Here is a 14,246-nt window from a genome sequence, read left to right as displayed (position 1 = left end):
ATTAAGCCACCAGTTCTTCGGTTTTCGATTCCTCGGCGATATCCATTTCTACACGTAGGTTGTTTACGATGTGCTTTTGCCTGTCGGGGGTATTCTTGCCCATATAATATTCCAATAGTTGCTTTATTTTCAGTTCCTTTAAAAGGATGACAGGATCAAGTCGCATATCTTCGCCGATAAACAGCCCGAACTCTTCCGGCGAAATCTCTCCCAAGCCCTTAAAACGTGTGATTTCCGGCTTGCCTCCTAATTTCATAATGGCACGTTGGCGCTCTTCATCGCTGTAGCAATAAATGGTCTCCTTTTTATTGCGCACCCGGAATAACGGCGTTTGTAAAATCGATACATGTCCCGCTTTCACGAGGTCGGGGAAAAATTGGAGGAAGAAGGTCATCAACAGCAGGCGGATGTGCATGCCGTCCACATCGGCATCGGTGGCGATGACAATGTGGTTATAACGGAGCCCATCCAATCCGTCTTCAATATTGAGCGCATGCTGGAGGAGGTTGAATTCCTCATTTTCATACACCACTTTTTTGGTGAGGCCGAATGCATTGAGCGGCTTGCCTTTGAGGCTGAATACGGCTTGGGTCTGCACGTTGCGCGACTTGGTAATCGACCCGCTCGCCGAATCACCCTCGGTGATGAACAGGGTGGTTTCCTGGGCTAACTCATGCTTGTCACCATAGTGCACTTTGCAATCGCGCAACTTACGGTTGTGCAGCGAAGCCTTTTTGGCACGTTCGTTGGCCAACTTTTTGATGCCGGCGATATCTTTCCGTTCGCGTTCCGACTGCATGATCCGTTTCAGCAAAGCGTCGGCCGTTTCACTGTGCTTGTGCAAGTAATCGTCGAGCGCTTTTTTGAGGAAATCGTTGATAAAGGTGCGGACGGTTGGGCCTTCGGGACCAATGCTCTGCGAGCCCAATTTGGTTTTCGTTTGCGATTCAAATACGGGCTCTTGCACCTTGATGGCAACAGCCCCAATGATGGAGGCCCGGATATCGGACGCATCGTAATCCTTCTTGTAAAACTCGCGCACCGTCTTCACCAATGCTTCGCGGAAAGCCGCTTGGTGTGTGCCCCCTTGCGTGGTATGTTGCCCATTTACAAACGAGTAATACTCTTCTCCATACTGCTGGCCGTGGGTCATCGCAATTTCGATATCCTCGCCCTTAAGGTGGATGATGGGGTAACGCATGGACTCCGCATCGATATTCCGTTCAAGTAGGTCTTTAAGCCCGTTTTCGGACACGAATTTCTGGCCGTTGAAATTGATGGTTAGCCCCGAGTTGAGGAAGACATAATTCCAAATCATGTTTTCCACGAACTCTGCGCGGTAGTGGTAGTTTTTGAAAATACTATCGTCGGGGTAAAACGTCACGGCAGTCCCGTTTCGTTGGGTGGTCGTTTTCTCTTCGTCCCTTACCAGCTCTCCCTTGCCGAACTCGGCAATCCGGGTCTTCCCATCGCGGTACGACTGCACGGTGAACGATGTGGAAAGTGCGTTGACCGCTTTGGTACCGACGCCGTTGAGGCCGACCGATTTCTGGAAGGCTTTACTGTCGTACTTACCCCCTGTATTGATCTTCGACACCACATCTACCACCGAGCCCAACGGGATACCCCGGCCATAGTCGCGCACGGCAATCTTCTGTTCGCTCATGTTGATGTCGATGGTTCTCCCGGCGCCCATCACAAACTCATCGATTGAGTTATCCACCACTTCTTTGAGTAATACGTAGATGCCATCGTCATACGCTGAACCATCACCCAGCTTGCCGATATACATCCCCGGCCGGAGCCGAATGTGTTCTTTCCAATCGAGCGAGCGTATACTATCTTCGTTATATGCGGTCATGTATTAATATTCTTCTGGATTTTTATGGGTACTCCTTATTCGGACAATGTATGTATATTGCAGTATCAGCTGCTCGGTACGAAATCCGGTAATGGAATAGTTCGTAGGCCCTGTAATCTCCGTTGTTGTTAATCTTGTGTTTATCCAACGGATGTTTTTTAGGATGATTGGATAGCCCTGTTGTAGATTCAACAAGTTTATTGAAAACCTTGTCTGCCTGTAGTATGGATTCTTCAGCGATGTATAAATATATTTCCTGTAATTGCTTCTTGGTTGTTTCTGTCCAAATTACAGTGATCTCTTCCATACTTCATTTAGTTTATCCACTTCGTTTTGGGAATAAACCTGCCAGCTTTAATATCCTTTTCAGACGCTTCGATATCGTCGTTGTATTCCTGGATTGTAGCCGCCATATTTTTTTTTCTGAACTGCAATAGCCGTTTGAAAACTTCTATCAAATCTGGGCCCCTAACCTTGCTCAACTCACGCTGTATCCATTTGATGTCTGCTTGCGTATCCATGGTCACCTGCATTGTTTGATTTAGCCAAAGTTACTAAATTATCTCAATTTTCCATTTTCCATTTTTTCTGATGCTATTGACAAAACGCTGTCAACAACACTTCGTTTCTTTGCAGTGAACAAAGTAATTATCCACTATCAATTATCAATTATCATGAGCATCATCACCAAAGACGAGTTGTTGAAACATTGGCAAGGGCACCGCGCATTGACACGGCGGGTTATCGAGGCATTTCCCGAGAAGGAGCTGTTTACTTTTTCCGTTGCTGGCATGCGGCCTTTCGGCGAACTGGCAAAAGAACTACTGGCTATCGCCGTGCCCGGCCTACAGGGTATTGTTGACCGCGGTGAGGGGGCCTACACCGAGGGCGGACTGGGTGGGGTTACCACCAAAGGCGCACTGTTGCAGAAATGGGATGAAGACACGCCTCAAATCGATGCGTTGTTCAACCGGATTCCAGAAACTGATTTCCACGAAACATTCAACCTCTTCGGGCAGTTCAATTTTCCGATCATTGAAAATATCCTGTATTTTATTGACAACGAAATCCATCACCGGGGACAGGGCTACGTGTATCTCCGGGCACTGGGCATCCAGCCACCATTTTTCTGGGAACGATAGCGTATGGGCTTACCCACGGTAAGCACCCTTTAACTGCTCGATATCAAACTTTTTCATTTGCATAAAGGCCCGGGTAACCCGGGCTACTTTTTCCGGGTCGGGGTCTTGCATCATCTCCTCGAAGATAGCAGGCGATATTTGCCAGGATAGGCCGAACTGGTCTTTCAGCCAGCCACATTGCTCCGCTTCGGGCACGGCCGATAGCTTTTCCCAAAGGTGATCAATCTCCTCCTGCGTGTCACAATTAACCATCAACGAAACGGCCTCGTTGAAGGCGTAGCCGCGCTCCCGTGCACTGTCCATCGCCGCAAACCACTGGCCTTGGAGCTGGAAGTCCGAGAACATCACGGTACCTTCCTGATCGGGTTCCATGCCCGATGGATAGCGGGCAATGTTACCGCGCTGCGTGTCCCGAAATACCGAAAGGTAAAAATCAGTAGCCTCTTCCGCTTTTCCGCAAACATCGCCGACAAACAATAGCGTTGGAATGATCGGTGGGCGTTCCTCACCTTTCGGATCGGTAAGTATCAGCTGCCACGAAAGACCGTATTTATCCTGTATCCATCCGTACCGCTCGCTGAAAGGATATGTGTCGAGCGGCATCAATACCTTTCCACCATCGGAGAGCTTTGCCCAAATGTCATTTATCCGGTTTGCCGCTTCCCCATCGCGCGATGGATCAAAATTGACCATGAAGGAAACGGACGGGTTGAATTTGAATAAGGGCCCAGCACTTATGGCCATAAAGGAATAGTTCCAAAGCTGAAAAGACACCACGTCGGCATCGCCTGACGGCGTATCGCTCAGCGTGGTAATACCGGTGATGCGTGATTCGGGGAATATCGTGGTATAAAATTCGGCCGCTTCTTTCGCTTCCCGGTCGAACCACAAATGAGGCATGATTTTTTGCATGATAAGCTCCTTTCTATTATTCTATTACAAATATAGGGCGCAACTAAAAGAAACGTTAAGGGCATAAATGCCAATTTTGGGGGGTGTTTGCGACGATTACTTCCGAAAATTCGCAGCGACGGCTTCAATCAGTTCACCAACGCGTTGGCGTACAGCGTCCGGTTCGAGTACCTGTACGCCATCACCGTACATGAGGAGCCAACGCGGAAAACCCTCTTGGAAGTCCCGTGTTTCGAATACCATTTCGGTATATGTCCCGCAATCGTGTTCGGAGACGAACCCCCAATAGCGCCGGTCCCATTTCATATGGGCGGCAAAAGGATTCTCTACGCGGACGCGGATCGTCATTTTCGGGAGGTTGCTGTGCGCACGCTCCCGTTCAGCCATAAATTCGCCAAGCGAGGGATGTTCGCGCTCAAACGGTCCGTCGAGGAGGTGTAGCTGTGCAATCCTATCGGCCCGGAACTGGCGGTAATCCTTTCGGGTGTGGCAATATGCATATACGTACCAAAAGTTCATTTCATGGAAAAGCCCTACTGGTTCAATAGTACGTGGCTTCGGTCTTTCATCATTCACTCCCTTATATGATAAAAACACCTGCCGCCGTTGGGCAATGCTTTCAATTAAACTGCTAAGCGCATGGGGTACGTTGCTGTTAAAGACCTCATACCCCGATTTCGCCATCACGATCTTTGATTCGATAGCGGATAACGAGTCCTTCTCGCTCATCCGCAACACCGCCTTGATCTTATAGAGCGCTGTTTCGTAATGCTCCTGCAGCCGACGATCCATGAACTTGCCCATCAATTTCTGGGCACCTACAAAGCTCATGGCCTCTTCCTGGGTGAAGAGCACGGGCGGGAGCCGATAACCGTCCACAATGCTGTAACCCGCGCCGGCTTCGCCGAATATCGGCACCCCTGCCTGTTCCAAGCTACGGATATCGCGGTAAATCGTGCGTAGGCTCACGCCGAACCGGTCGGCGAGTTCCTGTGCCTTTACCACGCGTTTGGATTGGAGCTGGATATAAATGCTCACAATCCGGTCGAATCGCTTCGTCGTATCAACAGCCATGGTGCAGGCTATTGTTTTTGTTTAACCTGTACCCTGATTCCTTCACTATGACTACTGAACTCCGGTGCGTACATGCTTTGGATGGTGCTGATGCCGTTGGAGAAGTCGCCCGCTTGCGATACGAATACCGGGTACTCAAACACATAGGTGCCCTTACGCAAGTAATCGAAGAAGAAATTGGTTGCCACGTCACGCGTACTTTCGTAGTAGCCGAGCCCGTTCTGGTAGCGATGACCACTCAATACGTTTATAGGCTCAAAACACGCGGCCCGCATATCTTTGAGGTGTACATATTCCATGTCGCGGTCTACGCGCAATTCAATCCGTACGGTCACCTTATCGCCTATCTGCAAAGGGTTGTCCGCGTTGATTTCCTCCAAAACCGGCCCGCGGTCGGTATTCCGTTGGATATAAAGCTGTTTGCGTAAACTTAAGGGCGTTTCCGCCTTAGTTATTTTATCCAAGTCTTCGAAATACTGCCAATACACGGCACCCCAAGCTACTCCTTCATTCTCGGCTTTAGCTACTTTTACGGAGATGTTGCCCATACCGGGAGTCACCGTATCGCCATCAAAGCGTTTTTTGAAATAGCCGGTACCTGCTTCAGTTTTCAATTCGGTAGACCGGATGGTTTCCTTGCCCAATGCAATGGTTACCTCGGGTTCATTTACGAGCCAATCGCTTCCTTGCAATAATAGTGCATAGATCGCATCGGCTGTCGCTTTGGTGGTATTCCAATGCTGGGTTTGTTTCTGCTTGATGAGCCAGACCTTCAGGTTGTCTACCGCTTGTTGGTCAGATGCTACTTCGGCAAACGCCTCTATAAGCAAAGCCTGGGCCTCGATAGGTGCTTCATACCACCAATAACCGCGGGGCATGATCTTCCAGTACATGCCCATTTCTTCACTTTGCACGGCTGTTTCACGCAGGGACGCGATGATGGCTTCGGCTGTTTGGCCGTCATCCGCTCGATGAAGGGCTAGCGCGAGCTGCCCTTTTAGGTATGGGTTGAAGGTGTTCCAGAATTTAGCGGCCTGTTCGAGGTAGAAATCGTAAGCTACACGATTTTGCTGACGTATCGGCAGATCCGCTATGAGGCTGCGCATATACAGGTAGTGGACATGGGTATACCTCAGGTGCCGTTGGCTGAGGTCCATTTTATTCTTCATCAGATAGTCGTAATCGTCTTTCACCTGAAGGTCTAAGTAATCCACCGCTTTTGTGAGTATCTGCTTGGCCGTTTCCGATGCGGCGGCCTCCACACCCAGCCGTTGTAGCCGGGCGATGCCCGTGGTGATGTACTGCGTGATGTAACGGTTGCCATACATCCCCCTGAACCACGGGAAGCTGCCGTCGCTAAGCTGCATCTCTGCCAGTTTGGTCAGGTTTTCTTGAAGGCCATGCGCAAGCTTATGGTTTTCGAACAGCTGGGCGATACGGTGTTTCTGCTCCCGCTCATTCTTGGCTTCCATCACCCACGGTGTCTCTTCGAGAAGAGCCGATTTAAGCTCCTGGTTTTTTTCCAGGTTGGAAAGCAGGGCGGTAGTATCGCTGGTTTTCCATTGTTCAAAAATAGCTTTCACGCGCGGTGCCTGGTCAACGATGTGGGCGGCCAGTGCGTTGGCATACACGCGGCCGAAAATTTGTTCCGCACATTCATAGGGGTACTCCATCAAGTAAGGGAGTGCTTGCACGGCATACCATGCGGGGTTGCCCGTAAACTCCACGGTGAGTGCATGGTTTACCCGGGTCTCACTCGTCGTGTTCGCTAGCTTATCCAGCGTAAAGGTTTTGCTTTCATTACCGCGAATAGGCAATGGCAGGGTTTCGGTTACCAATGTGCGGTTGGTTACTACCGGTAGGGTGGTTTCCTCGCCATCGGTGAAGTTGCCCGCTTTGGCGGAGATCCGTACCACCACGGCGTTGAAGAGGTTATCGGGAACGGCGAATGTCCAAGCCACATCGGTACTTTGTTCCGCATCTACGGCAAAATCTTGATTTTCCAGACCGTTGCCAATGTCCGAAAGCGGTTGCAATGTAGTGGCGTCAAGCAATTCCACGTAAGCCGTGCCCTGCAAGGCTTGCGTGCTGATGTTGCTCACCTTTGCACTGATGCTGATGCGGTCACCCTGCCGCAGGAAGCGGGGTAGATTGGGCATCACCATGAAGTCTTTTTGGGTTTTGATCTTTCCTTCTAGGTAGCCCGTTTTCCAATCGGTGGTATGAGCGAAAGCCATCAGCTTCCATTCGGTGAGTGCTTCGGGCATGGTGAATTTAAAGGTGACGTTGCCCTCGGCATCCGTTTGCAGTTGGGGAAAGAAAAAGGCAGTTTCCTGTAAGTTGGCCCGTATAGATATCGTTGGTTGTTCAGTCTCAACCACCGTCACGGAACCGACAACTGCCTGCTTTTCCTGTCGCCCAAATCCCACTACCACGACTTCATCGAGGCTATTTTCGTTTTGGCGCCCATTGGAGAGCTCCACACTTTGGAAAACAGCTTCTTCCCGTGCTGCTGGTGCCGCTGCTGCTACACCTCTTATCATGAAATTGCCGTGTTGTTTGGAGAGAACCTGTTGCACGGGATAATTGAGCAGTTCGTCGTATCGTTTTTCGTAAGCGGTGGGCAGATCTCCATTGATACTATTCAGCCACAGGTTACCGGTAACGGTCGTGAATGTCCAGTTGGTTCCCCAGTGGGTTCGCAACCAGCGGTTGGGTGTGAGTCGGTTCCAGTTCCAACGATGAAGTTTCAGGGCATCCAGCGATGCATCGTATAAGCCTGCCAACAGCTCTGCCGCGACGGCTTCCTTTTTATTTCCTTTGATAGTCAATTGCCATTCTTCAGCAGCCCCCGGTAATAGTTTGTCGCGGTGGGTTGCCCATTCCAACTGAAGGTCACGATCAGACCAGGGTACATCCACTTGTTTATTACTTTGGTATACCCGGTTGTTGTGCACATATAACCAACCGAAGCCTAGGCCGCCGCGGTCCGCCTCAACGATGGGGCGGTTAATGCTGCGACGTTCGGAAAAGGTCGTGAATTCGGGTTTGATATCGGTGTTTGTTTCCAGTACATAAGTGCTATCAAAGCCGGTTTTCACGATGAGGTCCAGCGTGTCGCCCGGCTCCAGCGACGTTTTGTCGGCCAATACCAGTAGGGGCTGTTGCGGTTTGGCATCCGCTACCGGTTTGGCCGCATAGGTATATAGTTTCTCGATGATTTCATTGCCCTGGGGGTCCGCCGTGGTGAGCGTGATCACATGCCATCCCTCCGACTTCCAAGCTGAGGTGGGTAGTTCTATGGGTTGCTGTTTTCCGGTATGGGTAGTGGCCGACCAGCTCGTTTTACCGACAGCCCAATTCATGTAATTGGATTCGTCGGCGTACTCATCATCCGGAAATAACTGCCTGAACTCCTGTTCATTCATGGTGTATCGGTCTGGCTTCTCCCACATTCGCTCGCGGTACAGCTTGCCCGGAAAGTTGAGCGGGGCAACGGATAGCGCAACATCGGTTGGGGTAGCGATGCCATTCAGGTTTTGAGTGGTAATGGTCAACTGGTTTTTCTGGCTAGCATTGAGTTGCGTGGCTATGGAGGCCGTGAGTTGCAAGGAGCGGTATCCCGCCTGTACATGCTGGTTGCCACTTTGCGTTTCGCCGTTGATGTCCGTCACATCGGCATATATCGTGTAGGTGAACACTGGTAATGTCTGCGGGTCGATCTGCTCATCGGGAATCGTGGTAAACGTCACTTCAAACGTGCCGTCGGGTTGTGTTTGTACGGCGCCATTGGCAATCTCCATTTGGTGCGACTGTGGTTGACCCCAACGGTAAAATGCCCAGAAATAGGGAAACCGCGCCCGCCTGACCACGCGATATTTCACCTCGGCGCCATCGATGTTATTGCCGGCATAGGCCGCAGCATGTCCCTTGATATTGATTTCTTCGTTGAGGGCGATGTTGGCTTTCACCGTATCAAACAGTACCTCGAATTTTGGCCGTTTATATTCTTCCACGGCAAAGTAGGCATTGCCGTTCTCGGTACCGATGCGCATTTGGCCAGTGAGCCCGTTAGCGGGTGCGGTAAATTTTCCAGCGAACGAGCCGTAGGTATTGGTGGTGAGCTCCATCGTGCTTACTTTCTGGTTGTTGGCGTCAAAAAGGGTCACTTCTGAGGTGTGGTCGGCCAACACACGGTTCGTCATTCCATCGGCCGCATTTTCGACGACAATCCCCTTGAAATATACGGTCTGTCCCGGTCGGTATAGTGCGCGGTCGGTAAATAAGAACGTGTGCTCGTTTGTCTTTTTTTCGTGGTTGTCCTCTGCACGATATGAACCGAAATAGCCGTCGGCGCGCAGCGTATCGCCGTAGGCTGAAATTACGATGCGGCGGATATTCTGTTGGCGTTTTTCTACGCGGATGGTTGCTTTGCCATCCTCATCGGTGGATGCTTCACCCACTACCTCATACCGATAGGAATTAAAGGTGTTATCCCAGAGCTCATCGAGGAACGTTACTTTTGCCCCCCGGATGGGCATACCCGATTTGCGGTGCAATGCAAACAACGTATGCTGGTGTTCGAAATTATTGGTGAGGAGGCTCAGCGAAGACACCTGTATGGGAACTACGGCTAAGATGGTGCTATCCGATGAAAAGTCGGCGGTTGCCGATGCGACAAGCAGGTAGCGACCGGCGGGTAGCGGGTCGATCTTGATTTCCGTTCGGTGCTCATACCGGTCTCCACTACCTGGCAGCGCAGCCTCCCAGGATGAAATCGGCTTACTCTTCAATAGCTTTTCTTTCGCGCTACTATTCAATTCCCTACGCCGATTAGTTGGCTCATTTGACCACGGATAAATCCGCAGGTACACGTTAGCTAGGTTTCTATAAGCTACCAGGATTTTGCTGTTTTCCTCTGGTAGCAACACGGCTTCCGTCTGTACGGTCAACGATTTGTTCATTAATATGTAGCGAAGTTGCTCGGCATTATGGGCACCTTCCGAATTGGGAAAGCGGGCAATGAGCGCATCGAGCTGCCGGCACATGTGCTGGAGGTCTATGGAGTCTTTGCCGCGCGAATGGTTATAATCAAATTGCAACAGCGTGACGGCAGCATTTGCTCCTGCCGGACTATCTGCGTAGCGTGTGGCGAGTGTTTGCAGCGCGTTGCGGTAGAGGCTATCCTTCTCGGGATGGGTAGCATATCGGTGTACAAATTGCAGGCGTTGCAGGTCCGCGTCTACGAGTGCGTCGGGCTGATCGTCATCCAGGTGGAAGGCCAGCAGCTGCTGGTAAGTATGCAGTGCGCGGAAGTGCAGCGCTTCCGGCGTAGCCGGGTTCACTTTTACCTCTGCTAGCAGCGCGGCAGGCTCAAACCACAGCGTACCGCCGATCTGGAATTGATATGCTGGCCTGATGACATCCTTTTCGTCATTCTGGAAAAAATCAATAGCCCTGAATGCGAGAAAGTCGTACAGCGTAGGCCGTAGTTGGCGTGTGTTTTTTCCTTCAACAAGTAGGGGAGTATAACGCGCTACCGGAATGGTTTTGAGTAATTCGCCGTCGAGAATAGAGGCATGGTACAGGTCGCTGGCCTTGGCAATCAGTGCTGCGGCGTCCCACGTGGCGATATCGGCAGGCGGCTCGCTGGCTAGCGGGGTACGGTCCAATATGGACCACCGGTTACGCTGATAGTATTGCCAGTAAAGCTCGGCGGTGATGCTTTGCCATAGCGCTTTCTCCGGTCCGTCGGAAACCTGGATCATGGAGTCTGCTTGCTGAATGGTAAATGTCGGCTCATTTTCCTCCGTAAACGCCTCTTTAGCAATCAAAAATAGCGTTGCCTTGATGGCATTGGCCTTGTCACCCTGCTGCTCTGCGGTAGCTTTGATTTCACGGGCTATTTTCGCTGCCGATTGTGGCAACCCGTTAAAGCTAAGGGAATCGATTTTTATCCATTCTCGGTGGAAGGGGTCGTCTTTGGAGTGCTGCTGTGCCATACTGAACGAGATGGAAATAGCCAAAAAAAGCGAAAGAATACTACGAATCATGGTGTTGTTTTTTGTGCCTTAATACCTGCCTTATGCAAACTTACTTAAATCGCGCCATAAATAAAACGTGTTGTAATGACGCATTGTGGTACAGGGATGCTACACGCTATAAAATTCCACAAAAAATTGTTGTTTGGTTTCCTTTGTTCAGAAAGACCACGTAACTGTAGCGATAGTTAGCCCAGTCTTTTATTACTGGCATCTCTGATTTTAGTTAACCCAGTACCATTGCAACGTGTTTTTATCATTGGCAGCAATGGCATTGATTGTGTTCTTTATCATTCGCACGGCGACTAATGAAATCTGCTGCAGGGAAGTCGGAGTCGAACGGCCTGCAGGTGCTTTTAGCATGTATTGATACCATTGAAACCGTATTAAGTATGGAAGTTAGTGCAATGGGCAGGGCAGTTGCATTGTTATGGGTGGCTTCCGCTTATTCCCGGATAATATACCTTGCCATCAATCAACACGGTTGGCGACGACAGAAACCACCCGATACCATGGGAGAGAATTGGCTCAAAAACCCATTTAGTTGTGCGTGTACTGATGTCGATAGCCATTAGTTGATTGCCCGCTCCCACGTAGATGAGTTCATCTGCCACCGTTGGGCCAGAACGCGTATCACCGCCTGTGTCATAAGACCAAATTTCTTTGCCAGTCCCGGCATCTACCGCATATAACTTATCGTAGGCTGACCCAATGTATATAACACCTCGATGTATGGTTGCGTGGCCACTATAACCCGAACCCTCAAATAACCAAATAAATGCCCCACTTTGGGTATCAAGCGCGTACAACCTGCCCGTATCACTGCCAACGTAAACCACGCCATTCACCACTCTGGGGCTTGTATAGCTTGCATAGGTTACATCATCAATCTCGAACTTCCATTTTAGCTCACCGGATGCCGCGTCAAGCGCATACATTGTTTTATCGTAGCTGCCTACGTAAACCATGTTACCGGATACTGTGGGCGTCGTACTGATGGGGGCTTGGTGACGTGCAGCAAATTTCCACTTAAACGTACCCGAAACTGCATCCAGTGCGTAGATATGGCTGTCGTCGCTTCCGATATATAAAATACCATTAACTATGGTAGGGCTAGTCTGTACATAATGGTCGGTTTCAAATTCCCATATTTTTGTTCCTTTAGACGCGTTAAGTGCGTACACTTTTTTGTCAGAACTCCCGAAATAAAGGATGTTGTCTGACACTGTAGGCGTTGAATACACTGGCCCGCCAGTTTGGAACGACCACCTCTCCTTGCCGTCCGCCGCATTGACCGCGTACACCTTGTGGTCGTAACTTCCAAAATATACCACATTACTAGCCACCGTTGGACTACCTAGGATCGATTCGCTCGTGGAGAACTTCCACCGAAGGGCACCCGTACGGCTATCCAACGCGTAAAGGTTGTTGTCATAATTTCCAACAAACAACAAGTGGTTTGCCTCCGTAGGGTTTCCGATTTCCTCCGGTTTTTTATCGATAGGGTTCTTGGCGCAGGATAGAACTGACACTGCGGCAAGCAACCATAAAAAAGACAGGTGATTGAATTTAATTACATTGCTGCGATACTTAACTCCTAAATGGATTCGGCTACGTTCAAATAGTTCAGGCATTTTTCTTAAAATTAGCTATGCAATTATATTATAAATTTTTGTACGCTACAAGAAACTGTGTATAAAATGCAAGGCCATCTGATGATATCGAATAGCAGTCTATTGTTTTCGCTGTAATTTTTTCTCGGTGGTGGAGGAAAACGATTGTATTTCGACGCAACTTTATCTAAGTTTGCATACTAACGTTTTGTTAGCCTCCAAATTAGACATGAAGAGACGTCGCGGCAATAATTTTGTCGATAGGCGATGATAGGTAACAATTATAAATTTATGGATAAAAAAAACATGGCCGGTTTTACGCGCCGGAATTTCCTGAAAACAGGTGCTGCCGCCGCCGCGGGCTTTATGGTCTTGCCGCGCCATGTATTGGGCGGAAACGGATTTATCGCTCCGAGCGACCGCATCAACCTGGGTTACATCGGAACGGGCAAACAGGTGCATGGTCTGTTGCGGAATATCGGTAAGGTGCCCGAAACGATGGTGGTGGCAGCATGCGATGTGGACCGTAAGAAGCTCGCTAAATTCGTGGGCGAGTCGACGGCACTCAACGCGACGAAAGCAAGCCACGCCGTGGAATCGTACGGTGACTACCGGGAGCTACTCGCCCGTACGGATATCGATGCCGTAGTCGTTGCAACGCCCGACCATTGGCATGCGCTCAATGTAATAGACGCGGCAAAGGCCGGGAAGGATATCTATTGTGAAAAGCCGCTGGCGTTGACCATCGACGAGGGGCGTGCCATGGTGGATGCGGTAAGGAAATACAAACGGGTGCTACAAACCGGTAGCATGCAGCGTTCGCAATATAACTTCCGACAGGCGGCCGACCTGGTGCGGAACGGCTACATCGGCACGGTCAAGGAAATCAACGTCTCAGTGGGCGAGCCGGTGAAGCAGTGCGACCTGCCGTCCATGCCCATACCGGATTATTTGGATTGGGATAGGTGGATCGGCCCGTCGCTCTATCGAGGTTACCATCCCACCCTCTCGCCGCCCATTGAGGATGATAAATGGGCATGGTGGCGTGGCTACCGGGGTTTCGGCGGTGGACTGATCACCGACTGGGGGGCACACATGTTCGATATCGTGCAGTGGGCGTTGGATATGGACCATTCCGGTCCGGTATCGTTCGTGCCACCTGCCCAGTCCGCCGCGGAGGAGGGCTTGTATTTTACGTATGCCAACGGCGTACGGGTGAACCACAAAGCATGGGGACGCCCCAACGCCATCCAGTTTATCGGTACAGAAGGCAAAATCGAAGTGTCGCGAAGTTTCCTTGATACCGAACCTGCTGGATTGGCCCAGCAGCCGCTGAAGCCCGGCGATAAAAAGGTCTATCATTCCGACAACCACTACCAGGATTGGATCGATGCCATCAAGAAACGGAGCAAGCCCGTGGCCGATGTGGAAATCGGACACCGTACCGCATCGGTTTGCAACGCCGTCAACATCGCTTATGAGCTGCAACGGCCACTGAAGTGGAACCCGAAGAAGGAAGTGTTTGACGATGTCTATGCGAATATGCTCAAAGGGCGGCCATACCGCAATGGTTGGGATTATATGGATTTTTAAGCATTTGACT

Annotated in this window: 9 protein-coding genes; 2 read left to right on the top strand and 7 right to left on the bottom strand. The window is 50.4% G+C overall.

What is annotated here, in order from left to right; translation table 11 throughout:
• Window position 1 precedes the first annotated feature (1 nt).
• Genes VNQ80_RS04640 through VNQ80_RS04635 form a run of 3 tightly spaced genes read right to left on the bottom strand, consistent with a single transcriptional unit; the run spans window position 2 to window position 2,382 of the window.
• Complete coding sequence (locus VNQ80_RS04640; protein ID WP_325636288.1) at window positions 2–1,861, bottom strand: DNA topoisomerase IV subunit B; 1,860 nt, start codon at window positions 1,859–1,861, stop codon at window positions 2–4.
• A 22-nt stretch (window positions 1,862–1,883) separates the two neighbouring features.
• A complete protein-coding gene (locus VNQ80_RS20925) occupies window positions 1,884–2,168 on the bottom strand; it encodes a type II toxin-antitoxin system RelE/ParE family toxin (protein ID WP_414692977.1) in 285 nt (94 codons plus the stop codon).
• 7 nt (window positions 2,169–2,175) lie between these two features.
• Entirely contained in the window at window positions 2,176–2,382 is a 207-nt protein-coding gene (locus tag VNQ80_RS04635) for a hypothetical protein (protein ID WP_325636287.1), read from the bottom strand.
• Between the two features lie 153 nt (window positions 2,383–2,535).
• Between VNQ80_RS04635 and VNQ80_RS04630 the strand changes: the two genes are divergently transcribed.
• The gene (locus VNQ80_RS04630) at window positions 2,536–3,003 is read left to right on the top strand and encodes a DinB family protein (RefSeq protein ID WP_325636286.1); all 468 of its coding nucleotides are present in this window, start codon (window positions 2,536–2,538) and stop codon (window positions 3,001–3,003) included.
• A 9-nt stretch (window positions 3,004–3,012) separates the two neighbouring features.
• Here the strand turns inward: VNQ80_RS04630 and VNQ80_RS04625 are convergent, their stop codons facing one another.
• The 4 genes from VNQ80_RS04625 to VNQ80_RS04610 form a co-directional block, all read right to left on the bottom strand.
• Window positions 3,013–3,915 carry a VOC family protein gene (locus tag VNQ80_RS04625; protein ID WP_325636285.1) on the bottom strand — a complete coding sequence of 301 codons (903 nt, stop codon included), beginning with the start codon at window positions 3,913–3,915 and terminating at the stop codon, window positions 3,013–3,015.
• A gap of 96 nt (window positions 3,916–4,011) precedes the next feature.
• Window positions 4,012–4,989, bottom strand: a complete 978-nt coding sequence (locus VNQ80_RS04620) for a YafY family protein (RefSeq protein WP_325636284.1) — start codon at window positions 4,987–4,989, stop codon at window positions 4,012–4,014.
• Between the two features lie 8 nt (window positions 4,990–4,997).
• Window positions 4,998–11,042: an alpha-2-macroglobulin family protein gene (locus tag VNQ80_RS04615; RefSeq protein WP_325636283.1), complete on the bottom strand. Its 6,045-nt coding sequence runs from the start codon at window positions 11,040–11,042 to the stop codon at window positions 4,998–5,000.
• A 416-nt stretch (window positions 11,043–11,458) separates the two neighbouring features.
• Complete coding sequence (locus tag VNQ80_RS04610) at window positions 11,459–12,664, bottom strand: PQQ-binding-like beta-propeller repeat protein (protein ID WP_325636282.1); 1,206 nt, start codon at window positions 12,662–12,664, stop codon at window positions 11,459–11,461.
• 270 nt (window positions 12,665–12,934) lie between these two features.
• Here VNQ80_RS04610 and VNQ80_RS04605 point away from each other — a divergent pair, with 270 nt between their 5' ends.
• A complete protein-coding gene (locus tag VNQ80_RS04605) occupies window positions 12,935–14,236 on the top strand; it encodes a Gfo/Idh/MocA family oxidoreductase (protein ID WP_325636281.1) in 1,302 nt (433 codons plus the stop codon).
• Window positions 14,237–14,246: the final 10 nt, after the last annotated feature.

Source organism: Parapedobacter sp., assembly GCF_035556095.1.
Lineage (GTDB): Bacteria > Bacteroidota > Bacteroidia > Sphingobacteriales > Sphingobacteriaceae > Parapedobacter.
The sequence above is the reverse complement of the archived record's forward strand: the minus strand, read 5'-3'. Positions and strand labels throughout refer to the sequence as shown.

Coding starts and splice junctions, on each gene's coding strand:
- VNQ80_RS04640 (WP_325636288.1), bottom strand. CDS start 1,861: ATGACCGCATATAACGAAGATAGTATACGCTCGCTCGATTGGAAAGAA.
- VNQ80_RS20925 (WP_414692977.1), bottom strand. CDS start 2,168: ATGGAAGAGATCACTGTAATTTGGACAGAAACAACCAAGAAGCAATTA.
- VNQ80_RS04635 (WP_325636287.1), bottom strand. CDS start 2,382: ATGGATACGCAAGCAGACATCAAATGGATACAGCGTGAGTTGAGCAAG.
- VNQ80_RS04630 (WP_325636286.1), top strand. CDS start 2,536: ATGAGCATCATCACCAAAGACGAGTTGTTGAAACATTGGCAAGGGCAC.
- VNQ80_RS04625 (WP_325636285.1), bottom strand. CDS start 3,915: ATGCAAAAAATCATGCCTCATTTGTGGTTCGACCGGGAAGCGAAAGAA.
- VNQ80_RS04620 (WP_325636284.1), bottom strand. CDS start 4,989: ATGGCTGTTGATACGACGAAGCGATTCGACCGGATTGTGAGCATTTAT.
- VNQ80_RS04615 (WP_325636283.1), bottom strand. CDS start 11,042: ATGATTCGTAGTATTCTTTCGCTTTTTTTGGCTATTTCCATCTCGTTC.
- VNQ80_RS04610 (WP_325636282.1), bottom strand. CDS start 12,664: ATGCCTGAACTATTTGAACGTAGCCGAATCCATTTAGGAGTTAAGTAT.
- VNQ80_RS04605 (WP_325636281.1), top strand. CDS start 12,935: ATGGATAAAAAAAACATGGCCGGTTTTACGCGCCGGAATTTCCTGAAA.